Origin of the sequence: Bacillus sp. BML-BC051 (assembly GCF_019656175.1) — a bacterium.
GTDB classification, from domain to species: Bacteria; Bacillota; Bacilli; order Bacillales; family Bacillaceae_G; genus Bacillus_A; species Bacillus_A mobilis.
The window spans coordinates 213,225-239,649 of the sequence record NZ_BPLI01000018.1; the positions used below are offsets into that span (position 1 = coordinate 213,225).

Here is a 26,425-nt window from a genome sequence, read left to right on the forward strand (position 1 = left end):
ATTTTAATCCCATAAATAACGGAATACACGTTTTACTTTTGACATCATACGGTCATCATTTTGATTATTATTGTTTTGATTACGAGTTTTTTGTTTCGCAGGTTGCTGTTGTACCGGCGTTGGTGCTGGTGCTGGTACTGGTTCAAAATGTTCTTGCTTTTCCTGCACATTTTTTCCACGTAATTTAGCTTTTTGATAAGAATGTTTAATTAATCCTACTCCACTTGTATATTGTGGCTCACGCACACCAATATAATCAGGAGTCGCTATACGAACATTTTCATGTAAAATATCATATGCAAGATCAAGAACACCCGGCATAGAAGCAATTCCACCAGTTAGTACATAACCAGAAGCTACTTGCTTTACTCCTAACTTACGCACTTCATCTTGAACAAACATTAAAATTTCCTCTACACGAGCCTCTATTATATCCGATAATTCCAACTGAGAATATTGTTCTGTTTGATCGCTTCCCATAATAGGAACCGTAAACATCTCTTCTTCAGATGCTGTATCATAAAAAGCATGTCCATATTTCAGCTTAATTTGATCTGCATTTTCTGTTGAAGTTTTCAACCCAATCGCAATATCCTTTGTTATATGGTCTCCACCTAACGGTAATACGCTCGTTGCTTGTAACTCTCCATCTTTAAAAATAGATAAAGTTGTAGATCCTCCCCCCATATCAACAAGGGCTACTCCTCTATGTTTTTCATCTGAAGATATAGCAACTGTTGCAGCCGCTAAAGGTTGAAGACAAATATCAACTATTTCAAGACCTGCTTTTTCTACACAACGAAGTAGGTTATGTAGTAAAGTTCTCGAGCCTGTTATAAGTGTACCTTCCATTTCTAATCTTACACCGATCATCCCGCGTGGATCGTTAATCTCGTCAAGACCGTCTACAATGAACTGTCGAGGTACCACATCAATAAACTCACGTTCTGGAGCAATTGACACAACTTGTGCTGCATCTAGAACGCGTAAGACATCTTCATTCCCGATTTCACGATCTTCATTTGAAACAGCGACTACTCCGTGACAAGGAAGTAGCTGTACCTGGTTTGCATTGACACCTACTACAACTTGCTCAATGTGGATTCCCACCATGCGCTCAGCTTGTTCAATTGCTTTTTTAATTGATCGAACAGTCTCGTCTATATCAACTATCGATCCCTTCTTTAAACCATTTGATTTTACATTTCCAACACCAATAATGTTTAAGCTGTCATTAACCATTTCACCAATGATGACTTTAACATTGGATGTACCGATGTCAAGACTAACATATATTTCATTGCTGTTCATTCTTTGGCACCTCCTTCTTTATTTATACCATACAACTCAATATATGGAACAACAATCGCAACTTTACTATTTATAAGAAAAATATTCAACGTCTTTATACGTTTCCCTTTTTTAACCCTATATTTTTCTTATTTTTATTTAACATTCATTTAAGAATATCGCAGTAAACTGTGAATAACTGCTTATCTTGAAATAATTCTATTTCAAGTGTAAAGATTACCGCCAAGTATAAGTCTACACTAAGATGTACTCATAGAAAAGTGAAACTTGTACCAATCCTAGTATGAATCTAAGAATTTTTACATCTTTTTCATCAAATGAACCATTCTTGTAAATTCAGATGCACCAAGCAGAACATTCGTTTCGTTTTTTCTACCACGACGTAGTGAAAACTATCTTTCTATTCTTTTTTTTCTTCCGCTCCTATTTCTTTCGTATATGCCCCTACTTCTAAGTCAATTAATACCTTTTTACCCGGCTCAATTGTTTTTAAGATAAGCGGATAAGCTTCCATACGCTTTGCGAAATTTTGAATCGTAGTGCTCACTTCGTATCCTTCGTTCATATATAAAGTAAGATGATCTTCATTCGCATTCGTCGGTGAATAACGAATTTCAGAAATAGACCTTAAAATAGTTGGTGTTAATTTTTCAAGCTCAGCAATTAACTCCTTCATTTTCTCCTCTTTAAAAGGTTCAAAAATTGGCGCTGCAACAGGGAGTTTTCCGTTCGGAAGTACATCGAGTGTTTTCCCGTTCTCTAATAACGGTTGTAGTTTCCCATCTTTGTTTATATAACCAATCGTTAAATATTCTTCAATATGAACATCAATTTTATTTGGAAAACGTTTTTTTACATTTACCGCTTTAATTTCTTTTCGTTTCGTTAGGTTTTCTTCTGCTTTATGTGCTGTCACTCGGAAATAACTTGTATCATACGTCACACCTGATTCCTTCATCACTTGTTCATCTGTCATATAATGATTTCCAAACACACTTATCTTTTTGATATTGCTTAGTGGAGACCGAAAGTAAATTAAAAAGAGTACTAATAAAAATAAAATTGATATGTATAAAATCAACCGATGATTAACATTTTTCTTGTTTTTCTTCTGTTGATTTTTTAACTTTGGTACACGATCCTGTAGTTTAATCACTTTACTATTTTTCATGTACGATCCCCCTACGTAACATAAAAAACGGCATGTTCCTCATGCCGTTCTTATCTTCTTATTATAACATAAATGATAATGAGCGGAACGAATAACCGTTATCTTCCAATGATTTCTACTTCTGTATGCATTTCTACGCCAAATTTATCCTTGATTGTTTGTTTTATGAATGCAATTAAAGATAAGACATCTTGCGCACTGGCTCCCCCAGTATTAATAATAAAATTCCCATGCATTTCAGAAATTTGAGCTCCGCCTATTTGATAACCACGAAGCCCCGCCTTTTCTATTAAGTTTCCTGCAAAATATGGGATTGGATTCCGAAATATACTTCCTGCACAAGGATAATTCCATGGCTGTGTTTCACGGCGGTAGTCTTTATTCTTTTGCATGACGCTTACGATTCCCTCACGCTCTCCTACCTGCAATTGAAACTCAGCTTCCAAAACAATACCAGGATGTTTCGTTTGCAATACAGAAGTACGATAGGAAAACTCCATTTCTTCATGCGTTAACCAATCAATTGTTCCGTTTTCAAACAAAATAAGAGCTTTTGATAATATGTTTGATATATCCGATTGATGTGCTCCTGCATTCATATACACCGCACCACCAACACTTCCTGGAATACCACTGGCAAATTCCAGGCCGGATAACCCTTGACGACTAAGTAAAGTTGATAATTTAATAAGGGGATACCCACCACCAACTCTTACTCTATGTTTTTCGACTTCTAAGTGGTCTAATCCTTCTCCTAAACGAATAACGACACCTTCTATACCTAGATCAGATACAAGAAGGTTCGAACCACGACCAATTACAGTCCACTTTGTTTTATATTTTTTTACTAACTGCAACGTTTTTTCAATACCGGCAACATGCTTTGGCACAATTAAAATATCAGCTGGTCCACCTATTTTCATAGTGGTATAACGTGCTAACGCTTCATCCACTAACACGCGACCAACATTTGCTTCTATAAGCTCATTTACTAATTGCTCCATAAACAATCTCCCCCATACTAATTATCCTTATTACAGTAGTATGCAGGGCGTTCACCTAACGTTATTTTTTTACAAGCTTATTCATTACTTCATACAGCTTATTTGCTGCATCTGGAATACCTAATTGTTCAGCAGCCAGCTTCATATTTTGTAATGTTTGTGCATCTAATAAAATTTCATCAATATCACGAATAAGCGTTTCTGCTGTTAAATCTTTTTCAAGTAACATTTTTGCTGCTCCTTTATCGACAACAGAACGCGCATTTTTTTCCTGATGGTTATTTGTTACGTAAGGACTCGGAATTAACACACTTGGCTTGCCTAACGCTGTTAATTCTGCAAGTGTTGTTGCCCCCGCTCTTGAAACAACAAGATCTACACCTGTAAGTACCTCTGGCATATTATGAATGAAAGGTTTAATAATAACATTATTCGGATTCCCTTTTTGCTTTACAGCCTCCATCACTTTGTCATAATGAACTTCACCGGTTACATACAATATTTCGTAACTTTTATTTCCAAACTGTTCAATTGCCTCTACGAAAGCATCGTTAATCGGTCTAGCCCCACGACTTCCACCAAAAATAAGTACGGACTTTTTAGGAAGAGATAAACCTACGGAACGTTTTCCTTTCATTCCATTCTGATCCATTACTTCTGATGCTCGTGGATTTCCTGTCATTACCACTTTTGACTGTGGAAAATGTTCTGCAGCCGCTTCAAAACAAACTGCAACTTTATCAACATAGCGGCTTAAAAATTTGTTCGTTACACCAGGTACACTATTTTGTTCATGTACAATAGTTGGAATACCTAATTTTGCCGCAGCATATACAACTGGTCCACATACATACCCACCCGTTCCAATCACAATATCCGGATTAAAACGACGAATATATCGTTTACTATCTTGTACACCCTTTAAGAAACGCATCACCGTTTTCACATTATCTAACGATATTTTACGCTTAAATCCACTTATAACAATAGATTGAAACGGTATACCTGCTTTTGGAACGATTGTGCTCTCTAATCCACTCTCCGTACCAATATATAAAAACCTTGCTTCCGGATTTAATTTTTTTATTTCTCTTATTAAAGCAAGAGCCGGATAAATATGACCTCCAGTGCCCCCACCACTTACTAATACACGCACTACTAACTCCTCCGCTTCTCTTTTCTGATTTCAGTCGTATTTATTTCTATATACATCATGTTTCTTCACACACATACGAAAAACCCTGTCTTATAAAACAGGGTTTAGTAGCGAGAATGGCGACTTATATTTAATAATACACCTACTGCCATTAACATTAATGTCAAACTTGATCCACCATAACTTAAAAACGGCAAAGTAATACCCGTAACAGGCATCAATCCTGTTACAACACCAACATTAATCATTACTTGAATCGCAATCATCGCCACAATACCTACTGCTAAAAACGTACCATATAAATCTGGCGCTCCTAAAGCTATACGAATCCCACGCCATAATAACAGACTAAATAATAATAACACAAATGAACCACCAATAAAACCTAATTCCTCAGATAAGATTGCAAATATAAAGTCTGTTTGTGGTTCAGGTAAATAAAGAAATTTTTGTCTACTTTGTCCAAGTCCGAGCCCGAATAATCCACCAGGTCCAATTGCGAGTAACGATTGAATAATTTGAAATCCACTTCCAAGTGGATCTGACCACGGATCTAAATATGATGTAATACGTTTCATTCGATACGGTGCTGATGCAATTAGCCCTACAAATCCTGCTACACCAAGCAAACCAAACATTGCAAAGTGAAAGACCCTTGCTCCCGAGACAAATATCATAATGATACATGTTCCAACCATTACCGTTCCTGTACCAAGATCTGGCTGTAACATAATCATGCCAAAAGCAAGAAATACAAAACCTAGTGCTGGTAGTAAACCACGTTTAAAAGAGGTAATTAATTTTTGTCGTTCCGCTAAAAATTTCGCTAAAAAAATAATCATCGCAAACTTCATAAATTCTGACGGTTGAATGGAAAATGCCCCGATTCCAATCCAACTTCGCGCTCCTCCTCGAACAAGTCCTACTCCAGGAATAAGAACAAGAATAAGAAGAATGAAGCAAACTAGCAAAATTACTTTTGAATACGTACGCCACACCCAATAATCAATTTTCATAATAAAAAACATAGCCACTACACCTAGACTTGCAAATAGCAATTGCCTTTTTGCAAAAAAGAATGAGTCCCCCATTTTATAAGAGGCCCAAACCGCACTCGCACTATACACCATAATCATTCCGATTGTTAACAACGCAAGTGTAACGATGATGAGAATAAAATCAGGCGTTTTCTTCATTACCCATAAACACCACCTCTTTAGGCAGAAACTTTTGCCCTATGTAACAAAACATCAGTAGGTGTTAGCCTACTGATGTTTTGATTTACTTTATATAAGTTTATGCACAGCTTGTATAAAAATGTCTCCTCTTTCTTCAAATGTTTTAAATTGATCCCAGCTTGCACATGCTGGAGAAAGAAGAATTACATCGCCATCTGTAGAATGAGCATAAGCTTTCACTACAGCTTCATCTAAAGTATCGACACTTTCAATTGTATCTAATCCCGCTTTTTCTGCAGCTCTTACTAATTTTGGAGCTGTTTGTCCAAATGTCACAATTGCTTTTACATTTTTGAAATACGGAATTAAATCATCGAATTCATTTCCACGATCAAGCCCACCCGCTAATAACACAATCGGTTGTGTAAACGCAGCTAAAGCTTTCTCAGTCGCTAACATATTCGTTGCTTTTGAGTCATTATAAACCTTACGATTGTTAATAGTTGTTACATATTCTAAACGATGTTTTACACCTGTAAAACGTTTTAACACCGCCGTAATCGCTTCATTAGAAACACCCAATAATTTTGCGATACTCATCGCTGCTAAAATATTTTCTAAATTATGTTGACCAGGTAAAACGATATCGCCTACTTCAACAACTTTTTCACCTTTAAAGCAAAGAGCATTCTCTTTTATACACGCACCATCTTCAATTTCTTTCGTTGTCGAGAATAGTACTTTTTGCCCTTTACTATAAGCAGATAAAGCCATCACATCTGCATCATCTGCATTTATTACACTATAATCATTTTCTGTTTGGTTTTTAAAAATATTTGCTTTTGCTAAACCATATTCCTTTTTCGTCCCGTGATAATCTAAGTGGGCCTCAAATAAATTTAAAAACGCAGCAATTTTAGGTTGGAACAATTCTACTCCCATCAATTGGAAAGATGAAAGTTCTGTAACTACAACTTCATTTTCTTTTGCATCCTGTGCTACTTCACACGCTACAGTTCCAATGTTCCCTGCAATTACAGGATGCTTTTGTCCTTCTTTTAGCATTTCAAATGTAAGCATTGTCGTCGTCGTTTTACCGTTAGACCCTGTAATCCCAACAAATGGAGCTTCTGAAATACGATATGCTAATTCAACTTCCGTAACAATCGGAATTTGCTTTTCTTTCGCAGCTACTAATATTGGATTAGAATACGGGATTCCTGGATTTTTTACCACAAGAGAAATATTTCTCTCTAACAATTCTAAAGGATGACCACCGCATACAACGTCCATTCCTTTTGCTTGTAATTCTGCAGCAAGTACATTATCCGCTAAAGGCTTTCCGTCATTTACAATAACATTTGCCCCTATTTTTTGTAACAGCGTAGCTGCTGCATAACCACTTTTTGCAATGCCTAATACAAGAATATTTTTATTTTGAAATTCAGTTACAGTTTTCAATTACATCCACACCCCGATATAAATTCCTAACACAGCTAATAAAAATCCTACAGACCAAAACGTCACAACAACACGCCACTCTGACCAACCACATAATTCATAATGATGGTGTAATGGACTCATTTTAAAGACACGTTTTCCTGTTGTTTTAAAAGAAATGACCTGAATAATAACAGATAAAGTTTCCATTACGAATACTCCACCAATGATTACAAGTAGTAATTCTTGTTTTAATAAAATCGCTACAGCTGCAATGGCTCCACCTAAAGCTAAAGAACCTGTATCTCCCATAAACACTTTCGCTGGATTTGCATTAAATACTAAAAATCCAAGTACAGCTCCTACAACTGCCATACAGAATATCGCTACTCCAAATTGCTCTTGTGCGACTGCAATAATACTAAACGCCCCAAATGCAATAGCAGCTGTTCCTGATAATAAACCATCTAAACCGTCAGTTAAGTTAACTGCATTTGATCCACCAATAAGCATAAATAATACAAGTACAAAATACGCCCAACCTAGTTCAAACTTAACATCTGTTCCCGGAATCATGATGTATGTGTGGAACGCTTGCCCTTTTCCAATTAAAAAGAACGCAATAGCAATAACAAGCTGACCTACTAATTTTTGTTTTGATGTTAAACCAAGATTTCTCTTCTTAACTACCTTTATGTAGTCATCTAAAAATCCAATTAATCCGTAGCCAAATGTCACTAATAATAATAACGAAACCTCTGCACCTAAATGATTAAATTTAATTGCCATAATAAGTGAAGTTACCATCATAGATACATATATGACAATACCACCCATTGTCGGTGTCCCTGATTTTTTTTGATGTGACTTTGGTCCCTCATCACGAATACTCTGTCCGAACTTTAATTTCCTTAAAAATGGAATAAACAATGGCGAAAGGGCAACCGAAATTAAGAATGCTACCCCAGCCGTTACTAATAAACCTTGCTCAAGCACATGTAGTCCTCCTCTCACGTTGTTACTCTTCGCTGTTTAAACGCTCTGTAATTGCTTCTTTAGCGACTTCACGATCGTCAAAATGATGAACGTCTTTACCAATAATTTGATACGTTTCATGACCCTTACCAGCAATAATGATGATATCTTCAGCTTTCGCGTTAGCAATTGCATGGTATATCGCTTCTTTTCTATCAATAATTACTTCATAATTATTCCCATTTGCACCCTGCACCATATCATCTAAAATAGCCCCTGGCTCTTCACTTCTTGGGTTATCTGAAGTGTAAATTGCGTGAGTTGCATATTTTGTTGCAACACTTGCCATGATTGGTCTCTTTGTTCGATCTCTATCTCCGCCACAACCGACGATACAATATACATCGCCTTTTGCAAACTGTTTTGCTGTTTTTAATACATTCTCTAAGCTATCTGGTGTATGTGCATAATCAACAATAACTGTATAATTTTGTCCACCATCAACTACTTCAAAACGTCCTGGAACTCCAGCTAGTTGCTTTATTACATCAATAACCGTTTCTAAACTTACACCAGAAACAAGTCCTGCCGCTGTTGCTGCTAGTACGTTATATACATTAAATTTCCCAATCAATTTCATCGTAACATTTACACTTTCATACGGTGTTACAAGCGTAAATGTAGTTCCACCACTCGTCATAACGATATCTTTGGCCATAATATCACTAGTTGTATCAATTCCATACGTTACAACAGTCGCCGCAGTACTTCTCATATATTCCGGAGTTACAGCATCATCGTTATTCAGTACCGCGTACTTTTCACGATCATGATTATAACTATTGCCAAGTTGTGCAAATAGCAACCCTTTTGCATGTTTATATTCTTCCATCGTTTTATGATAGTCTAAATGATCTTGTGTTAAATTTGTAAACACTGCTACATCGTAATCACATCCGTGTACACGACCAAGATCTAAAGCATGTGACGAAACTTCCATTACTGTACTATCTACACCGTGCTCAACCATTTTTGAAAATGTCTGTTGAAGTGTTAGTGCATCTGGTGTTGTATTTTTCACCTCAAATGTTTCATCACCGATTTTCATATTAATCGTTCCAATTAACCCCGTTTTATGACCATGTGCGCGCATAATCTCATCCATAATATGCGATGTTGTTGTCTTTCCATTTGTACCTGTAATTCCGATTAAATGTAACTTGTGTGTTGGTTGACCATAAAAATAATCAGCTAAAATCGCTAACGAACGAAAAGTGTTTTTCACAAGTACAACTGGAACGTCAACATCAATTGGTCTTTCCGCAACAATAGCAGCCGCTCCTTGTGCCGCTGCTTGCTTAGCAAAATCATGGCTATCAACCGTATATCCTTTCATACATACAAATAAGCTTCCCTCTTTCACTTTACGTGAATCAGCTTCTATAGATGTGATTTCTGGATTTTCTTTTGGAACAACTGGAAAATCATGCAAACATGATAAAAGTGTATGCAACTTCATTTCACTAAACCCTCTCTACATTGTGTATTTATCTCTTTTTTAATAAGCAACACGTTACCTCCTAATTATGTAAAGTAGGAGGTAAGTGCTACAGTGTCTAATAAATAGACCTATTTATAATTGAGGCTCTTACAGCCTCAAATTAAGTAACTCTTCTATAAAGAACTCACTTCCACCAATTGTACCATAAATCGTACTAGGTTACCTTTAATTCCCGAAGTAAATTCTAATTTTTGAGCCTTCTTTCACTTTAGCTCCTGCTTCTGGGGATTGTTTAATTACTTTCTCTCCGTCTCCACTTATATCAAGCTTCAAATCGACGAGCTGTGTCTGTAAGTCTTTCTTTTTCATACCAATTAAATTCGGAACTTCCACAGTTGGTGTATCGCCCCATTTATATTCTCTCTCAACTTGTTCTGTTCTCGGTTTCACGCCCATAACTGGAAGTGCATCCCGAAGAATATTCCCAACAATTGGTGCTGCTACTACTCCACCAAATTGAGTTACACCTTTCGGATTATCAACAGCAACATAGACAACAATTTCCGGATCGTCTGCTGGAGCAAAGCCGATAAAAGATACTATATAATTATTCTCTAAATATTTACCATCTTTCACCTTTTGAGCCGTACCTGTTTTTCCACCTACACGATACCCATCAATGAAAGCACCTTTACCAGATCCCTTTGCTACAACATTCTCTAGTGCATACCGAACTTTTTCTGAAGTTTCCTTGGAAATAACTTTTCTTTTTTCCACAGGTGTCTTTTTACTTACAACTTGATTATTTTTCGGATCAATAAATTCCTTAGCTATATACGGTTGATACAATGTCCCACCATTTACAGCTGCTGCTACTGCCGCTACTTGTTGGATTGGCGTAACAGAAACACCTTGACCGAATGAAGTTGTTGCTTGCTCCACTGGACCGACTTTATCTAGATTAAATAAAATCCCACTACCTTCACCTTGCAAATCAATTCCGGTTTTCTGTCCAAAGCCGAAATTACGAATATATTTAAACAATCGGTCTTTACCAAGACGATCACCAAGTTCGATAAATCCTGGGTTACAAGAGTTTTGAACTACTTCTAAAAACGTTTGGCTACCATGGCCTCCTGCTTTCCAGCATTTCAATCTAGCTCCACCCACTTCAGCTGCTCCATCATCATAAAACGTATCTTTCTCTAAGTCTACTAAATTTTCATTCAAGGCTGAGGCTAACGTAATGATCTTAAATGTTGAACCAGGCTCATACGTGCTCCATACTGGTAAATTTCTATTATACACTTCTGGAGAAACACTTTGAAAATCTGCTGGATCAAAGCTCGGCCGACTCGACATGCCTAAAATTTCACCATTTTTCGGATTCATTGCAATCGCAATCATACCATCTGGATTATAAGTCGACTCTGCAATATTCATTTCTCTTTCCATAATTCTATTAATACGTGCATCAATTGTTAAACCTAAATTCAAACCAGCTTCTGGTTTTTTGAAATCATCGCCAACATTAGGCATCCTTTGTCCTTTTGCATCTGCAAAAAAACGCACATGACCGTCATCACCATTTAGCTCTTTATCATAATATTTTTCTAGTCCCATAAGACCTTGGTTATCACTACCTGCAAACCCTAATACGTGTGATAAAAAGTTGCCAAATGGATAGTACCGGATAGAGTCCTCTGCGATATAAACACCTTTCAAACTTAATCCTCGTACCTCTTTCGCTTTATCATGTGATATTTTCCTTCCGCCTTTATCTAACCTTACAATTGATTCTTTTTTTGTAATTCTCTTATAAACCTCATCTTTTTCCACACCTAATACTGCAGCTAACTTCTCTGCAGTCTCTGCTGGTTTTTCAATTTGCCTCGGTACAACAAAGACAGTTGGGGCACTTTTATTCGTAGCAAGTTCCACACCATTTCGGTCTAAAATTTTCCCACGTTCAGGTTCAAAAGTAATATTACGACTCCATGAATCCTTCGCACGATCCGTTAACATATTGCCAAGAAAAAATTGCACATATCCAAGACGAATATCGATGATAGTGAAAATAAGTATACCTGATATGAGTATAAAAATAAGTCGTTTTCTAACCGTTACATTTGATACACGCATATTGGAACAAGCCTCCCTTACGCCTAGCTTGTTCCAATATATGCTTGTACTTATTTAATTAGAACTTCTTCTCTTTTACCATTACGGTTTTTCTGCTTCTTGTTGTGGTTCAAGTGGCGGTACAAGTGTTACACCTAACTCTGTACCAGGTTGCAAGAATGTTCCTTCTGCCACACTTTGTTCAGTTACGTATCCGGTACCAGTAGGTTTTAGGTTAAGCTTTAATGTTTTCGCTAAATTCATAACATCACGCAGTGCCCAGCCTTGTATATTTGGCATTGTAGGTTTATCTCCTACTAAGAAGACTCGGTCACCCTTCAATGTTTGCTCAGTCGCTTTCGGCACTTGCTGCTGCACTTTCCCTTCACCTAATACGATTGGACGAAGTTTTGCTTTATCAATAGCTTTTTTCGCTTCTTCCATCGTTTTTCCGGTTACATCTGGAACAGCAGTTTGCTGCTCTTTCACATATTTCTTCGGATCTTTCACTTCATTAGGCTTAATCTTTAAATACTCTAAACTATTCTTCGTTACATATTTAAAAATATCAGCTAAAGGTTGCGCGCCACTCTCATCATCTTTCAATTTCGGTTGTTTAACAGCTACATATACAACAAGCTGCGGATCATCCATAGGTGCCATACCTAAGAACGAGAATATATAATTCTCTCTTCCTGTCATATAACCACCTTTTCCATCCGGAATTTGCGCTGTTCCTGTTTTACCACCAACTGAATAACCATCGACTTTATAAGCAGTTCCTGTTCCTTTCGGCGATGTAACAACACGCTCTAATAACTGTCTTACTTGCGCTGCTGTTTCTTTTGTAACAGGTTTTCCCACTTCTTCTGGCTTATGTTCTAATTTTACTTCCCCTGTTATTGGATTTACAATTTTATCAACTGTATAAGGTTTCATCATTTTTCCATCATTTGCAATAGCAGTTGCAGCTTGCACAAGCTGAATTGGTGTTACAGTAGAACCTTGTCCAAATGCTGTTGTTACTTGCTGTATTTGCTGATCGAATATAATTGTATTTGAACCTTCACCAGGTAAATCAATGTTCGTTTTTTCATCTAATCCAAAGCTATGAATATACTTTCGGAAACGTTCTGGACCAAGTTTTTGATCCCCTAAAATCGCAAACGCTACGTTTGAAGAGCGCTCTACCCCTTCATCAAATGTGATAGATCCCCATCCAGCGCCGCCGTTATGATCTTTTATTTTTCGGTTTCCGACTTGATATGTACCAGACTGATAATAATCTTGTCCTTTATACACACCTTCATTAATAGCTGCTGCTAGCGTGAATATTTTCATTGTTGATCCAGGTTCAAATGCATTTGCAATTGCGTCATTGAAGAAATATTTAATTTGACGATCATTTGGATCATAACTAGGTTTACTAGACGTTGCTAATATTTTCCCTGTTTTTGGATCCGCAACAATCCCTATTAAACTTTCTGGTTCATAATGTTTACTCGCTTCTTTCATTGCGTCTTCTAAATAACTTTGAATACGTTGATCTATCGTTAAATACGCGTTATCTCCGTTTTTAGGTGCCTCTACGTTCACTTTCCCCCCGTCAAGAGACACACCTTTACGATCACCTGTATAAGCTACTTTTCCGTTAGAAGCACTTAAATACTTATCCAAACTTTTTTCTAAACCAAATTGCCCTACCGAAATCCCCTCTTCATTCGGTTTAGCATGACCTATAACGTAAGATGCAAAATCACCGTTCGGATACACTCTTGCATTTTCAGTAATAAAAGATATGCCTGGCAATTTTAATGCTTCTATTTGTTCCTTCTGTTCTTTCGTCAAATCTTTACCTAGCGTTCCAAATTCGACTTGACTTTTACCTTCTTTATTTAACGTGGCTAAAATCTTCTCTTCGTCTTTTCCGAGTACTCCCGCAATTTTCTTTGCAGTATCCTCTTTATTTTCAACATGATTCGCACCTTTTAATTCCGCTACAAGTTTATAAGAGTTTGCATCTTGCGCTAATACATGACCATTTTGATCATAAATCGTCCCGCGATTTGCTTCCAGAACTCCTGTTTTACTGTGTTTTTGCTTAGCAAGTGCATCCAAATCATGATTATGAACTGATCCAGTTGCTTGTATGTAAAAAAATCGGGCTAACAATAACAAAAAGAGCAGGAGGAATAAAATCATAAAATACCCTGCTCCCTTATTGGTATGAAATTTAGTCATATTTCTCTTCATTTTCCATTCACACCTATTGCCTTATTTTAGGCCCTTCACATTATTCGCATTAATTTCTAGCCCGTGTTTTTTTGCAACTTCAGCAATTCGTTCATAACGACTCAACTTCTCTACTTCAGCCTGTAACTCTTGATTTTCTTTTTGCTGCTGTACAATTTTTTGTTCTATCGTCGCTGCTTCTACATTAACTTGATAAAGGCCTGCTTTATTTCCAATAAACGCTACACAGGCATACAATAAAAAGCCAATAAATGCTACATACAACAGTTTTTCGATTCTTGTAATCTTCGCTTTAGCTTTTGGCTGAACCATCTGCTGTGGGGGCGTTTGAATCTGTACCTCTTCTTGCGCTTGTTGTTTGTACTTTACAGCTAAGTTACTCATACCTCTCTCCCCTTTTTATCGTTTTTCAGCGATTCTCAATTTCGCAGAACGCGCTCGATTATTTTCTTCTAACTCTATATCAGAAGGTAAAATCGGTTTTCTTGTAATAAGCTTTAATTTCGGCTTAAATTCATCAGGAATAATTGGTAATCCTTGCGGCAATTGTGGCGTTGTACTATTTCGCTTAAACGTCGTTTTACAAATACGGTCTTCTAAAGAATGAAATGTTATAACACTAACTCTTCCGCCTGGCTTGACCATCTCAATTGCAGATTCCAACGCTTCTTCAAATACTTTCAATTCATCATTTACGGCAATACGGATTGCTTGGAACACTCGCTTCGCAGGATGTCCACCCGTTCTACGAGCAGGAGCTGGAATACCCTCTTTAATTAGTTCTACTAATTCTGCTGTCGTTTCAATAGCTTTATTCTCACGATACGCTTCAATTTTCCTAGCTATTTGTTTTGAAAATTTCTCTTCACCATACTGGAAGAAAATCCTTACAAGTTGTTCATATGACCAGCTATTCACAACATCATATGCTGTTAAAGGGGCGTCTTGATCCATCCGCATATCTAACGGTGCATCATGATGATAACTAAAGCCACGCTCTGGTGTATCTAATTGCGGGGATGAAACACCTAAATCAAATAAAATACCGTCTACTTCTGTTATGCCTAATTCCTGTAGTTTTTCAGATAAATAACGGAAATTACTTTTTACTGTTATGAACTGCTCACCGTATGAAGAGAATTTTTCTTTCGCATTTTGAATCGCTATCTCATCTTGATCAAACGCGATTAACTTTCCACCTTCAGTTAATTGGGACAATAAATAAGAACTATGTCCTCCTCCCCCCAGTGTACAATCTACATATGTACCACCTGGCTTTATATCTAAGCCGTCTACTGTTTCCTTTAAAAGCACTGTTACGTGTTTAAACATTGTTGCACCTACTCTTTTTCCAATTAATTATGTTGAATGCATCTCCTCCCCTAATCGTACATTTCACGATTAGAGAACGAAATACTATGAAAGAACGACTCATTTAACTTGCCTACAAAGGCAGCATACTATACAAATCGCTATTTTCTTTTATTATATACTAAATTTTATCATCTTTTGCGGGAATTTAAATAAAAAACTGTCGAAAAAGATAATAATACGTTTACATTTTGTGCTATTTTGTCATATATTTAAGTATCCTGCATAATTACGATATCCATTATTTTAAAATTAATAATTCAGAAAAATTTCACTTCACAGTAAATTCAACGGGACAAAAATAAAATCCTGCTCCTAAGAGCAAGATTCTATAGTTTTATAACATGATGTTTTCCGTCCCAAGAAAACGGGTTTTCCATTACACGATCAACGAAATCCAAACCGAACTGATTTAAATAGTAACAAACATTCCACACACGCTCTTGCGGCGCCCCTAATGGACGAAGCGCAAATTGTATGCGACGGAATTTATTTAGCTGTACTTCATGTTTTTTCTCAACATTTCTTTTCAACATTCTTTCCAACAGTTCAATTTGTTCATTAATTTTGAATTCATTTTTCCCTGCAAACGCACTTAATCCTGGATCTATTTTCTTCACAAATTGTTGTAATGACGTATGAATATCAATTATTTCTTTTTTCGCCTCTACAAATCGATCATCTATCGGTTCCTCTATTTGATTAGATAACCAGTTTTCACGCAGCGTATCTACGTTATTTAAAAACGGGTCACTCTCTTGCAATTGTAAATCGCGTAAATCTGTCGCTATATCCCTCTCTATATAAGTGATTGTAATACGCGGAACGACAGGCGGCATTCGGAAACCGATAGTATGGAAGACTTGTTGCAATTCACTCCAGTAAGCTAATTCCCCTGGTCCTCCAATAAACGCCAGTGTAGGAAATACATACTCTTGCATAAGAGGGCGCGTTACAACATTATTACTAAAGCGTTCCGGGCTTCTCTCCATCTCTTCCATCAATTCCTCATACGAAAAGGAATACGCGCCATCCTTCCCAACAAACTTTCCTTGATCATCTTCAAGTAATACTCGCTCGTTATCAATTTCCATGAATATATGTACTGCATTATACTTTGTTTCAATAATCGGTTTATATCCTAATTCTTTAATTACTTCCTGTTGATTATGAAGCCCCTCTTGCACTTCTTTATACTTACCTATAATTTGCTTGAAAAACGGCACTTCTAATTTTCTTAATTCAGGATGATGCGAATCAACAAGAATTAAACCAGAATTCACGAACATTTTCATAATAAGATGGCCAAAGAAATCTACATACGTATTCGATTTCCCCAAAGAATCATCAATAAATTGTAGTACATCCTTTGTAAAATTCGTTTCAGGGTATGTTTTGAAAATTTCTTCAACCCACTTTCTACAGTCTTCCAAAGAAAGCTCAGACTCTGAAGCACTCGCCCTTTTCGGATTACGATCATGAAAAATAGTCTTTTTTATTTTTTTATTCTTCGTTACAAAAGTATGATTAATTTCATCCATATCATGGTCTTCACCAGCAATCCAGAAAACAGGAACAACTTTAACACCTAAACTTTCTTCCTTTTCCCTCGCAAGCTGTAAAACTGAAATGATTTTATGAATTGTATAAAGTGGCCCAGTTAATAACCCAGCTTGTTGTCCAGCTATAACAACATATGTATTTTCATCTCCAAGCGCTTTTACATTTTGAATCGTAGCTTCGCCCGCTTGTAATTTTGTATTATATTCTAATAAATGCGCTACTAAATCTTGGCGGAAAAACTCCCTCTCACGCAAATCTTGTACACGCTGTTTAAAAGCATCTTCTGTTAACATATAATCAAAACACGACTGTATCTCTTTTTTACCGTTCATATAGTCCGCTACAACACCTTGTTGCGGAACAGAGATTTCTTTTATCTCCATATAATTCTTCCTTTCGTATCCTGTTCTCTCACCAATCCACATTGTAGTCAATGTTTCACGTAAAAGCAAAGAATTACACTTATACTTTTACTTCCAATCCTTTTATTGCATCGAACAAAAATTGAAGTGTCGGAACAGATTGTTGCTGTTTCTTAGCTTCTTCTAATACATATCCAACAATCGCACCAATTTCCGTTTGTCTACTCGCCCTCACATCTGCCAGCATAGATGATGTATTATGAGACGTCCTTTCACATACGCGGCGTACCATTTCCCATACCATTTCTTTTTCTTCTTTAACGAGAAAAACAACTTCCTGAAATACTTGTTCCATCATCTGATAAAAAAACGGGTTCGTAATCAACTCTCCGTTCTGAACTTGTAATAATGCTGTCAATGGATTGATACATACATTAACTACTAATTTTTTGTGCATAACATCCTTCCAATCATCTTCTATTTGAATCGGAAAATGAGGAAAAGGAAAGCAGTTTAATATTTTTTCAAAATGTATAGACTGGCCGTGCACGATCCCAAACTTTGTTACACCTATCCCCGTATGATAAACGGTATGTCTTTCTTCTTTTTTCGCACCATGCTCTACAATCCCAACTGCAATATTTTCATTCCCTATTTTCTGCATAGTATGAAGGTGTGACATTCCGTTTTGCAAAAAGATTAATGAGGATTCCCCTCGCACAAAAGGCAGTATGTCAGTTATATGATATTGCTTAACAGCAATAAATATATAGTCTAGCTTCTGATCTAGCATACTTTCTATTGGTAAAACAAGCGGGAATACCGTTTCACTTTTTCCACCCCTCATACAAGTTACACCCGTTACATTCAATTCCTCAGCCTGTTTAGCTGTCCTTGTAAACAACGTAACATCTTGCCTACTTTTTTGTAAATAAAATGCATACAATAGACCGATAGCTCCCGGTCCTACAATTCCAATTTTCATTTTCACACAAGGAACTCATATGAACACGATACATAAGTCCCTTTTCCCTCCCCCTTTTCATCCCGCAAAAACCTGATTGGTGCGGAATCATAATTAACTACAGGTGAACAAATCCCACCGATTACAGTTTCACTTTATCTTCCTCAATTACATGAATACCATTTTCAATTTCATTGCTCTTTGACAAACAAATGCAACCTCTTCTTTCAATATGTATATACTACCTATTAATATGCTTCTACTCTTAGTTTAGCAAATCCTCAAAAAAATAATAAAAGAAATATACTATCATCTTCATAAAAATAAAAAAATGAGTTATAATATTATTATAAATATTTTTACTTTTCTGCATTCAACGAGATATGAAAAGGATGTGATGTTATGGGATTCCCAAAAGTTGAGCGCTTGCTCATCAATTATAAAACATTAGACGAATTTAAAAAATTTAAAGGTTGCGGAGCTCAAGAACTATCCATGTTAGAAGAATTACAGGCAAATATTATTGAAAACGATAGTGAATCTCCATTTTATGGTATTTATTATGGCGGATCACTAATCGCACGTATGAGTCTATATATGAAAAGGAACGGCGGGGAACCATTCGAAATTACAGGTACTTACCTAGAACTCTATAAACTTGAAGTGTTACCAACTTTCCAAAAACAAGGATTCGGAGAAATGCTTGTAAATTATGCGAAGGGGCTACAGTTCCCAATTAAAACAATCGCACGTATCCATTCAGCTGGTTTTTGGGATAAATTAAATTTCCAGCCTGTATCAGTACCTGATGGTGATTTTTATGTTTGGAACCCAGAAACAAATTTGAATACGGTTACAAATGAAGAATCTGCATAAGAAATAAAAAAACAGCTACATAGCAGCTGTTTTTTTATTTCTTTAACTTTTCTAATTTCCCATTCGAACGAGCACTATTTCTTTCTGCTACCATTACACTTCTTTTTTGGTCGATATAATCAAGCAATGTTCTATATTCTTCCTCATATACTGATAATCGCTCCAAAAGACTCTCTCTCTCTGTTTGTAACGATTCAATTTGCTGTTGCAACACCATTAAGGAGTTTTCATCTTTATAATTTTGCAAGAAATGAATAACATCATTCAATGTAATTGACGTAGGCTCTAATACCTTCGTCTCTTTCACTTCATAATTTTCTACTTTACGTAGTTGCTTCGCTTCTTCAATACGTTCTTTGTATTGCTTTCTAACGTAAGAATTCCATCTAAAGCCACATGCTGCTGGTGTACGAGATAAATGTCTTCCCACTTCTTTAAAGGCAGATAATTGCGTTCCACCTTCTTGAATATGCCGGAGTACTACTTCTGCCAGAAGCAAATCTTCATCATCAGTCCAAGCATCTTGTCTTGTTGTCGCCATCTCTCTAGTCCTCCCTATGCATTTTTTATTAAGCATATGCAGTTACTAGAAAAGATAGAATACAACAAATAAAGAATAAGACAAAAAAAATAAACGTAGAAGATATCTTCTACGTTTATTTCCCGCAATTACTTGCTGATTACTTCTTTACCTTTGTAAGTACCGCATGCTTTACATACACGGTGAGCTAATTTCGCTTCACCACAGCTTGGGCACTCTACCATACCAGGTACTGATAATTTGAAATGCGTACGACGCTTTCTTTTTACTGTTTTAGAAGTTCTTCTAAAAGGTACAGCCATTCTTCCCACCTCCTTAAAAGAAATAGTTATTTTCATATGAAGGCCTAAACCAGTCTTCCGATTATTTGTCAAAAAACTTCGCAAGTCCTGCTAATCGTGGATCAACAGTCTTTTCTTTGTTTTCTTCCGAAATCACTTGCCAGTCTTGACCTTGCATCGGTGCTCCACCAGAAACATCATCACTGAAAATTTGCATTGGAATCTCCAAAAGTATATTTTCCTTGATTACGGGCAGTAAGTCAAGTACTTCTCCTTCTAAACAATGAATTTCAGCTTCAGTTTCAAATTCTTCTTGTGAAGTTTGGAACACCTCAGTTGTTTTAATGTCAAATGGTAATGTCACATCTACTAAAGAGCGAGAACATGGTAAAACCATGCTTCCAGTTATATGTAGATGGAACGTAAACTTACCGGAGCCAAAATCAACTCTTCCTGTTACATGAGCAGGATTAATTTCACGAATATCTTTCTCGACCTCTTGTAGCTCACTTACATCTACCATCTCATCCAATGTCAATCCTTTATTTCTCAATTTATTCAATTGATGGATGGACCATTTCATATCATATCACCTCAAGGCAACAAACAAAATTATAGCTAGCCATTTTATATTTGTCAATGTTTTTTCTTTACACTATAATGAAGTCATCATAGTAAATAATATATAGAGTATCACGTTTTTCAAAAAGATGCTACATCGAAAGGAGAGATTACCATAAAAGCCAGTGGTATTGTTGTTGAATATAACCCTTTTCATAACGGTCATGATTATCATGTGCAACAAACAAAAAAGTTAACACACGCTGATATTACAATCGCTGTTATGAGTGGCCCTTTTTTACAGCGTGGTGAGCCAGCACTCATATCCAAATGGTATCGTACCAAAATGGCCTTATCATGCGGTGTAGACCTTGTTGTAGAGCTTCCATACGCCTTTTCAACACAAAAGGCTGAAACCTTTGCAAATGGTGCTATTTCTATTTTAAACGCCCTGCGTGTTTCTGAAATTTGTTTTGGTAGTGAGGATGGACAGATTGAAAATTTTCATAACACCATCTCTGTGCAAAAAAATGAAGAAGATACTTTTAATCGTCTTGTAAAGCAATTTATGAATGCAGGTAACAGTTACGCAAAAGCTACATCTGAAGCCTTCCTACACATTTTACCATCCGAAAAAAACATAGACATGTCACAACCGAATAACATATTAGGATTCCAATACATGAAATCAATTTTCTTACAAAATAGTTCTATGCAAGCACAAACGATAAAAAGATTCGCATCTCATTATCATGATGAAACATTTAGCGACCAACATATTGCAAGCGCAACTAGTATTCGTAAACAACTTTTTAGCGAAAATAGTTCTTTTGCAGAAATTGAACCTTTTATCCCAAAAGCGACTGCTTCTCTTTTAGCAAGTTACAAACAAAACTACGGGATTTTACATAATTGGGAACAATACTTTTCATTTTTCAAATACAAACTCATGACGATGTCTCCAGAAGACTTACGACATATATATGAAATAGAAGAAGGTTTAGAGCATCGTATTTTATCAAAAATACAAACCAGTTCCTCCTTCCATTCATTCATGGAAACATTAAAAACGAAGCGTTATACGTGGACTAGATTACAAAGAGCTTGTACACACATTTTAACAAATACAACAAAAGAAGAAATACATAGCGCAAATATAGAGCAGCATGCACCGTACATTCGTCTACTAGGCATGTCACAAAAAGGACAAACTTACCTTTCAAAAAACAAGAAAAAAATAGAACTTCCCATCCTTACCCATACAAAGACATTTGACCATCCTACTTTACATATAGAGCGAAAAGCCAATTCTGTATATTTCTCCATCATGCAAGAACCATTACGAACACAACTACTAAAACAAGATGCAACACACCATCCAATTCGTTATGATGAATCAACTGCAAAATTCCTATAAAAAAACCTCTCTTTTTCAGAGAGGTTCATTTTTTATTTCCCATTTTTTCCAAGTACAATAATGCATCATCCAGCGTATCAACTGGTACAACTTTCATTTTTGTTTTAATATCTTTCGCAGCCTCAAGTGCATCTTTATAATTCGATTTCTCCGCACCTTTTTCATTTGGCGCAAAGAACACTTCCGCACCAGCATCACTTGCAGCGACCACTTTTTGCTGAATACCACCAATCGGGCCAATTTCTCCCTTTTCATTAATCGTCCCTGTTCCAGCTATTTCATGCCCTCTTGTCAAATCATCTTCCACAAGTTGATTATATATTTCTAATGTAAACATTAGGCCTGCCGATGGTCCGCCTATTTCATGAGAATCAATTTTCACTTTCGGATCTACCACTAATTCTCTTTCCGTAACGATAGAAACTCCTATACCAACACGCCCATTTCCATTCGGAATGGTCTTTACATTTAAATTTTCTTTTAACTGTTTTCCATTCCTCTTATACTCAATATTTACTGCATCCCCTTCTTTTTTTCCTGTCATATATTCAATAAATTGCTCCGTCTTTTCAAATGTTTTTCCATCGACAGCTACGATGACATCTCCAAGTTTAAGCTTGCCTTCTGACGGCATCCCTTTCGCTACACCAGCAACCAATACACCTTTATTTTCAAAAGAAACAGTACGATTTGCACGTTTATAAGCATTATAGATTGCTGCATTTTGCGAATCTTTCATCGCATAATTTTGACGAAATTGATATTCTTCATCACTTTCACCTTTTTGCAATATTTCTTCCGCTTTCGAAATATGTGTATATTTATTAAACTGTGCCGCTATTAAATTCACCACATTTGCTGGTCCCATTGAAACCGTAACAAGCATAAAATCACCAGATTCTTTCGTTCCACCCTCAACTTGAACGTAAGGCTCTAATTTGGCCGCCATTCCTGGTTTTGTTACATAATACGGTAAACGTACGTAAACAAGTAACATCGCCAATATAACCCCTATTAAAATTGCATATATAAACCGAAAACGCTTAAACATTATGTTTCTCCTTCCACTGCTCAATTAATAAAAAAATATTTGCAACATGTTTTTCCGCTTCTACTTCTCCAACTCGAATAATGTCTTCAATATTTGTAAAAGCACGTGAACTAAATTGCTCTACAGCTGGTCGCATCATTAAATCCGATGCAATTTGTCGATTCATCACAAGCTCATGTTGCATAATTTCAATACTCTGCATAATTACATCATAAATAGACGTAACCTCTCCATTCACTTTAATCGGGGATACATCAACAGCAATAACAATATCAGCACCTAACTCTTTCACAACCGATACTGGAATGCGATCAATCACTCCGCCATCCACCAATAATCGTCCATCTATTTTTTCTGGTACAAACACTCCAGGTACAGATATGCTAGCTCTCACCGCCTCTGCAACAGGACCACTTGTAAAAACTACTTTTTCCCCCTTCAAGATGTCAGTAGCCACAACAGCCGTCGGGATATCTAACTCTTCTAAATTTTTATTATATGTAAACATTTTAATCATATCTTTGACACGTTTTCCAGCAATAAATCCCATTTTCGGAACAGTAAAATCTAAATAATATTTCCGTTTAAAAACATTTGCCAGTTTATACAGCCTTTCAATGTTTGAGCTAGCTGCATAAAATGTACCTACTAAAGCCCCCATACTACTTCCCGCAATCATATGAATCGGTATACCATTTTCTCTTAAAACTTTTATAACACCAATATGAGCAAATCCTTTTGCGCCCCCAGATCCAAGAGCTAAACCAATTTTCGGTTCTTTCATTTTTCTCACCCTTTATTTTTTTTCATTCCTTTTTTCATACTTATGGTCTAAATTCACCACGTATCCACGTATACTGAAATGAACGTTTTTTGGGACAAAGGGGGATTTACTTACATGTATGAAAAATGGAAAACGGCTTTCCTTACCATATCAACACTGTTTTTAACCTTTTCTCTTGTACTCCACCCCCAAGCTGCTTTGCAAGCTTCCGTTCGAGGGTTAAATATATGGTGGGAAGTTGTATTCCCTTCACTTTTACCGTTTTTCATCATTGCGGAACTTCTAATTAGTATTGGTGTTGTAAAATTTATAGGTGTTATATTAGAACCACTCATGCGACCACTTTTTCGCGTTCCAGGGATAGGCGGATTTGTTTGGGCAATGGGAATGGCTTCAGGATTCCCTGCTGGCGCCAAATTAAGCGCTAGACTGCGTAAAAGTAATCAGCTAACACAAATCGAAGCAGAGCGCCTCGTATCTTTTACAAACTCATCTAATCCACTTTTTATTTTTGGAGCTGTTTCTATCGGTTTTTTCAATAATCCGAAATTAGGAATCGTATTAGCTGCTGCACATTATTTAAGTAACTTTGCCGTCGGGTTATTGATGCGTTTTTACGGCAACAACATCTCCACGAATGATAAACAAACTACTAAAAAACGTCCTTTTCAAAACCCTTTTTCAATCCTACACGAGACACGCATGCAAGAGAAAAGACCACTAGGAAAATTACTTGGGGACGCTATCGTTTCTTCTATTCAAACGTTACTTATGATTGGTGGATTTATTATTTTATTCTCTGTTTTAAATAAAATGATTACTGTATTTCATATTACAGCGGCACTTTCTTTTATTATGCAACATATTTTATCATTCTTCCAACTAACTACAGAATTTAGTATTCCAATCTTATCAGGCATTTTTGAAATGACACTCGGTAGCCAAATGATTAGTCAAATAAATGAAACACCCCTCCTGCAACAAGCTATGGTAACAAGCTTTATTTTAGCGTTTAGCGGCCTTTCTATTCAGGCACAAGTTGCTAGCATATTAGCTGAAACAGACATCCGATTTAAGCCCTATTTTTTCGCACGAATTATTCAAAGTATTCTTGCTCCTATTTTTACTTTTATATTTTGGAAACCATTTTATGAAAAAGTAACCTCTTTTTCACCTATGCAAAAAGATATCCCCGTATTTTTATCGAATCATTCTTCTATACTGCATGAAATTTGGACATCTTTTGTACACTATGGGCCGATATTTACATTATTTTGTTTATATGTATATGTTATCTTATTATTTTTTCGTAGCAACAAAGAAAAACCCCGTTCACTTTAACGGGGTTTGAAACTTTTCTTTTAAAGCACGTTCTACAATAGGAGGTACAAGATCTACTACGCTTCCCCCATATCTCGCAACTTCTTTCACAATGCTCGAGCTTAAAAATGAATATTGATTGTTTGTCATAATAAAAAAGGTTTCAATATTTTCATCTAATTTTCGATTCATAGAAGTAATTTGCATCTCATATTCAAAATCAGAAACCGCTCGTAACCCACGTAAAATCGCGTTTGCATTACGCATTTTCGCATACTCCACTAATAGTCCACTATGTGAATCTACTTTTACATTCGGGATATCCTTTGTTGCTTCTCGAATTAAATCTAAGCGCTCTTCAACTGAAAAGAACGGTTTTTTTGACGAGTTGTTTAAAACTACTACGTATACCTCATCAAATACTTTTGCTCCCCTTTTTATAATATCCAGATGCCCAAGGGTAATTGGATCAAAACTTCCCGAAGAAATAGCTATACTAGTCATTCCGTCCCCTCACCTTCATACTTATAAATCGATATTGCTGTAATCCCATAATTTTCAGCTCTTACTTTTACAAGTCTCCCTATAGACTCAGGTAAAACCACATCATTACCATGCTCTGACATAATTAATCCATCTCGATGTAACAATCCATGTTGATCCATCACACTAATTAAAGATACAATTTTTTGATCTTTATATGGAGGGTCAATTAATATAAGGTCGAATGATATTTCACGTTTTATAAGAGCCTTTACCGCACGTTCTGCATCATTTCGATATACTTCAGCTTGTTCCTGGATTCGACAACTTTCTAAATTTTGATGGATTACCTTTATCGCTTTATTATCTCGATCAACAAATATCGCTTTATCAATCCCTCTACTTATAGCCTCGATTCCAAGACCACCACTACCGCCAAATAAATCAAGAGCGGTACCGCCATCAAAATAAGGACCTATCATATTAAAAATTGATTCTTTTACTTTATCTGTCGTTGGACGTGTTGTATTACCTGGCACCGCTTTAAGTGGATGCCCTTTACATTTTCCTGAAACTACTCTCATCTGTTGTCACTACCTTTATTTCAATCTATCGAGCAATTATAGAAAACCCTTCTCCATTCAGTAACCGCTACCAAACTATACGATTCCATTCATCTTTCAACGAACACTAGAAGGACTTAGCTTAAAATAACCGCTCAGCATTTTTATGTATTCATCT

At 36.3% G+C, this 26,425-nt stretch carries 24 protein-coding genes; 3 read left to right on the top strand and 21 right to left on the bottom strand.

Going from position 1 to position 26,425, the window contains the following annotated elements; all coding sequences use genetic code 11:
- Window positions 1-3: 3 nt before the first annotated feature.
- From ftsA to panE, 14 genes are all read right to left on the bottom strand, one after another.
- Complete coding sequence (gene ftsA / locus K5S59_RS10620; RefSeq protein WP_001087544.1) at window positions 4-1,311, bottom strand: cell division protein FtsA; 1,308 nt, start codon at window positions 1,309-1,311, stop codon at window positions 4-6.
- A gap of 400 nt (window positions 1,312-1,711) precedes the next feature.
- A complete protein-coding gene (gene divIB, locus K5S59_RS10625) occupies window positions 1,712-2,482 on the bottom strand; it encodes a cell division protein DivIB (RefSeq protein WP_000798231.1) in 771 nt (256 codons plus the stop codon).
- A 98-nt stretch (window positions 2,483-2,580) separates the two neighbouring features.
- The gene (murB, locus tag K5S59_RS10630) at window positions 2,581-3,486 is read right to left on the bottom strand and encodes a UDP-N-acetylmuramate dehydrogenase (RefSeq protein ID WP_000437035.1); all 906 of its coding nucleotides are present in this window, start codon (window positions 3,484-3,486) and stop codon (window positions 2,581-2,583) included.
- A 61-nt stretch (window positions 3,487-3,547) separates the two neighbouring features.
- Window positions 3,548-4,642 (bottom strand): undecaprenyldiphospho-muramoylpentapeptide beta-N-acetylglucosaminyltransferase, encoded by a 1,095-nt coding sequence (gene murG, locus K5S59_RS10635; RefSeq protein ID WP_001265423.1) that lies wholly within the window; start codon window positions 4,640-4,642, stop codon window positions 3,548-3,550.
- A gap of 104 nt (window positions 4,643-4,746) precedes the next feature.
- Window positions 4,747-5,838, bottom strand: coding sequence for a stage V sporulation protein E (spoVE, locus tag K5S59_RS10640; protein WP_000753515.1), 1,092 nt, complete (start codon window positions 5,836-5,838; stop codon window positions 4,747-4,749).
- 90 nt (window positions 5,839-5,928) lie between these two features.
- Window positions 5,929-7,281, bottom strand: a complete 1,353-nt coding sequence (gene murD / locus K5S59_RS10645) for a UDP-N-acetylmuramoyl-L-alanine--D-glutamate ligase (RefSeq protein WP_000860095.1) — start codon at window positions 7,279-7,281, stop codon at window positions 5,929-5,931.
- Complete coding sequence (gene mraY, locus K5S59_RS10650; protein WP_000893058.1) at window positions 7,282-8,256, bottom strand: phospho-N-acetylmuramoyl-pentapeptide-transferase; 975 nt, start codon at window positions 8,254-8,256, stop codon at window positions 7,282-7,284.
- A 22-nt stretch (window positions 8,257-8,278) separates the two neighbouring features.
- Window positions 8,279-9,754: a UDP-N-acetylmuramoyl-L-alanyl-D-glutamate--2,6-diaminopimelate ligase gene (gene murE / locus K5S59_RS10655; protein WP_000766284.1), complete on the bottom strand. Its 1,476-nt coding sequence runs from the start codon at window positions 9,752-9,754 to the stop codon at window positions 8,279-8,281.
- Between the two features lie 207 nt (window positions 9,755-9,961).
- The gene (locus K5S59_RS10660; protein ID WP_001266243.1) at window positions 9,962-11,878 is read right to left on the bottom strand and encodes a stage V sporulation protein D; all 1,917 of its coding nucleotides are present in this window, start codon (window positions 11,876-11,878) and stop codon (window positions 9,962-9,964) included.
- A gap of 81 nt (window positions 11,879-11,959) precedes the next feature.
- Window positions 11,960-14,110 (bottom strand): penicillin-binding protein, encoded by a 2,151-nt coding sequence (locus K5S59_RS10665; RefSeq protein WP_438800614.1) that lies wholly within the window; start codon window positions 14,108-14,110, stop codon window positions 11,960-11,962.
- Window positions 14,111-14,131: 21 nt separating this feature from the next.
- Window positions 14,132-14,494 (bottom strand): cell division protein FtsL, encoded by a 363-nt coding sequence (gene ftsL / locus K5S59_RS10670; RefSeq protein WP_000067081.1) that lies wholly within the window; start codon window positions 14,492-14,494, stop codon window positions 14,132-14,134.
- Window positions 14,495-14,509: 15 nt separating this feature from the next.
- The gene (gene rsmH, locus K5S59_RS10675) at window positions 14,510-15,442 is read right to left on the bottom strand and encodes a 16S rRNA (cytosine(1402)-N(4))-methyltransferase RsmH (protein ID WP_000472511.1); all 933 of its coding nucleotides are present in this window, start codon (window positions 15,440-15,442) and stop codon (window positions 14,510-14,512) included.
- 368 nt (window positions 15,443-15,810) lie between these two features.
- Window positions 15,811-17,427 carry a bacillithiol biosynthesis cysteine-adding enzyme BshC gene (bshC, locus tag K5S59_RS10680; protein WP_000403056.1) on the bottom strand — a complete coding sequence of 539 codons (1,617 nt, stop codon included), beginning with the start codon at window positions 17,425-17,427 and terminating at the stop codon, window positions 15,811-15,813.
- Between the two features lie 79 nt (window positions 17,428-17,506).
- Window positions 17,507-18,391, bottom strand: coding sequence for a 2-dehydropantoate 2-reductase (gene panE / locus K5S59_RS10685; RefSeq protein WP_033656386.1), 885 nt, complete (start codon window positions 18,389-18,391; stop codon window positions 17,507-17,509).
- Between the two features lie 381 nt (window positions 18,392-18,772).
- Here panE and K5S59_RS10690 point away from each other — a divergent pair, with 381 nt between their 5' ends.
- Entirely contained in the window at window positions 18,773-19,246 is a 474-nt protein-coding gene (locus K5S59_RS10690; RefSeq protein WP_000506704.1) for an N-acetyltransferase, read from the top strand.
- Window positions 19,247-19,280: 34 nt separating this feature from the next.
- On the opposite strand, the gene K5S59_RS10695 is transcribed toward K5S59_RS10690, so the two are convergent.
- The 3 genes from K5S59_RS10695 to K5S59_RS10705 all read right to left on the bottom strand — a co-directional run bounded on the left by K5S59_RS10695 (window position 19,281) and on the right by K5S59_RS10705 (window position 20,651).
- Complete coding sequence (locus K5S59_RS10695) at window positions 19,281-19,787, bottom strand: RsfA family transcriptional regulator (RefSeq protein WP_000246462.1); 507 nt, start codon at window positions 19,785-19,787, stop codon at window positions 19,281-19,283.
- Window positions 19,788-19,915: 128 nt separating this feature from the next.
- The gene (rpmF, locus tag K5S59_RS10700) at window positions 19,916-20,089 is read right to left on the bottom strand and encodes a 50S ribosomal protein L32 (protein WP_001984764.1); all 174 of its coding nucleotides are present in this window, start codon (window positions 20,087-20,089) and stop codon (window positions 19,916-19,918) included.
- Between the two features lie 61 nt (window positions 20,090-20,150).
- Entirely contained in the window at window positions 20,151-20,651 is a 501-nt protein-coding gene (locus K5S59_RS10705) for a YceD family protein (RefSeq protein ID WP_000872150.1), read from the bottom strand.
- A 153-nt stretch (window positions 20,652-20,804) separates the two neighbouring features.
- Here K5S59_RS10705 and K5S59_RS10710 point away from each other — a divergent pair, with 153 nt between their 5' ends.
- Window positions 20,805-22,046 (top strand): nucleotidyltransferase, encoded by a 1,242-nt coding sequence (locus tag K5S59_RS10710; RefSeq protein ID WP_162937155.1) that lies wholly within the window; start codon window positions 20,805-20,807, stop codon window positions 22,044-22,046.
- 25 nt (window positions 22,047-22,071) lie between these two features.
- Here the strand turns inward: K5S59_RS10710 and K5S59_RS10715 are convergent, their stop codons facing one another.
- Complete coding sequence (locus K5S59_RS10715) at window positions 22,072-23,097, bottom strand: SepM family pheromone-processing serine protease (protein WP_000476313.1); 1,026 nt, start codon at window positions 23,095-23,097, stop codon at window positions 22,072-22,074.
- Window positions 23,090-23,881, bottom strand: coding sequence for a patatin-like phospholipase family protein (locus tag K5S59_RS10720; protein WP_000662601.1), 792 nt, complete (start codon window positions 23,879-23,881; stop codon window positions 23,090-23,092). Before K5S59_RS10720 ends, K5S59_RS10715 begins: the two co-directional genes overlap by 8 nt.
- 114 nt (window positions 23,882-23,995) lie before the next feature.
- Here K5S59_RS10720 and ylbJ point away from each other — a divergent pair, with 114 nt between their 5' ends.
- Entirely contained in the window at window positions 23,996-25,222 is a 1,227-nt protein-coding gene (gene ylbJ, locus K5S59_RS10725; protein WP_120450830.1) for a sporulation integral membrane protein YlbJ, read from the top strand.
- On the opposite strand, the gene coaD is transcribed toward ylbJ, so the two are convergent.
- Complete coding sequence (coaD, locus tag K5S59_RS10730; RefSeq protein ID WP_000200597.1) at window positions 25,214-25,705, bottom strand: pantetheine-phosphate adenylyltransferase; 492 nt, start codon at window positions 25,703-25,705, stop codon at window positions 25,214-25,216. The genes ylbJ and coaD overlap by 9 nt on opposite strands.
- Window positions 25,702-26,268 (bottom strand): 16S rRNA (guanine(966)-N(2))-methyltransferase RsmD, encoded by a 567-nt coding sequence (rsmD, locus tag K5S59_RS10735; protein WP_001266982.1) that lies wholly within the window; start codon window positions 26,266-26,268, stop codon window positions 25,702-25,704. Before rsmD ends, coaD begins: the two co-directional genes overlap by 4 nt.
- Between the last annotated feature and the right edge of the window lie 157 nt (window positions 26,269-26,425).

Coding starts and splice junctions, on each gene's coding strand:
- rpmF (WP_001984764.1), bottom strand. CDS start 20,089: ATGGCTGTACCTTTTAGAAGAACTTCTAAAACAGTAAAAAGAAAGCGT.
- rsmH (WP_000472511.1), bottom strand. CDS start 15,442: ATGTTTAAACACGTAACAGTGCTTTTAAAGGAAACAGTAGACGGCTTA.
- K5S59_RS10715 (WP_000476313.1), bottom strand. CDS start 23,097: ATGTTTAAGCGTTTTCGGTTTATATATGCAATTTTAATAGGGGTTATA.
- bshC (WP_000403056.1), bottom strand. CDS start 17,427: ATGGAGATAAAAGAAATCTCTGTTCCGCAACAAGGTGTTGTAGCGGAC.
- murB (WP_000437035.1), bottom strand. CDS start 3,486: ATGGAGCAATTAGTAAATGAGCTTATAGAAGCAAATGTTGGTCGCGTG.
- K5S59_RS10695 (WP_000246462.1), bottom strand. CDS start 19,787: ATGGCGACAACAAGACAAGATGCTTGGACTGATGATGAAGATTTGCTT.
- coaD (WP_000200597.1), bottom strand. CDS start 25,705: ATGACTAGTATAGCTATTTCTTCGGGAAGTTTTGATCCAATTACCCTT.
- K5S59_RS10720 (WP_000662601.1), bottom strand. CDS start 23,881: ATGAAAGAACCGAAAATTGGTTTAGCTCTTGGATCTGGGGGCGCAAAA.
- ylbJ (WP_120450830.1), top strand. CDS start 23,996: ATGTATGAAAAATGGAAAACGGCTTTCCTTACCATATCAACACTGTTT.
- K5S59_RS10690 (WP_000506704.1), top strand. CDS start 18,773: ATGGGATTCCCAAAAGTTGAGCGCTTGCTCATCAATTATAAAACATTA.
- K5S59_RS10665 (WP_438800614.1), bottom strand. CDS start 14,110: ATGAAGAGAAATATGACTAAATTTCATACCAATAAGGGAGCAGGGTAT.
- ftsL (WP_000067081.1), bottom strand. CDS start 14,494: ATGAGTAACTTAGCTGTAAAGTACAAACAACAAGCGCAAGAAGAGGTA.
- spoVE (WP_000753515.1), bottom strand. CDS start 5,838: ATGAAGAAAACGCCTGATTTTATTCTCATCATCGTTACACTTGCGTTG.
- murE (WP_000766284.1), bottom strand. CDS start 9,754: ATGAAGTTGCATACACTTTTATCATGTTTGCATGATTTTCCAGTTGTT.
- K5S59_RS10705 (WP_000872150.1), bottom strand. CDS start 20,651: ATGAAATGGTCCATCCATCAATTGAATAAATTGAGAAATAAAGGATTG.
- ftsA (WP_001087544.1), bottom strand. CDS start 1,311: ATGAACAGCAATGAAATATATGTTAGTCTTGACATCGGTACATCCAAT.
- divIB (WP_000798231.1), bottom strand. CDS start 2,482: ATGAAAAATAGTAAAGTGATTAAACTACAGGATCGTGTACCAAAGTTA.
- K5S59_RS10660 (WP_001266243.1), bottom strand. CDS start 11,878: ATGCGTGTATCAAATGTAACGGTTAGAAAACGACTTATTTTTATACTC.
- panE (WP_033656386.1), bottom strand. CDS start 18,391: ATGAAAATTGGAATTGTAGGACCGGGAGCTATCGGTCTATTGTATGCA.
- rsmD (WP_001266982.1), bottom strand. CDS start 26,268: ATGAGAGTAGTTTCAGGAAAATGTAAAGGGCATCCACTTAAAGCGGTG.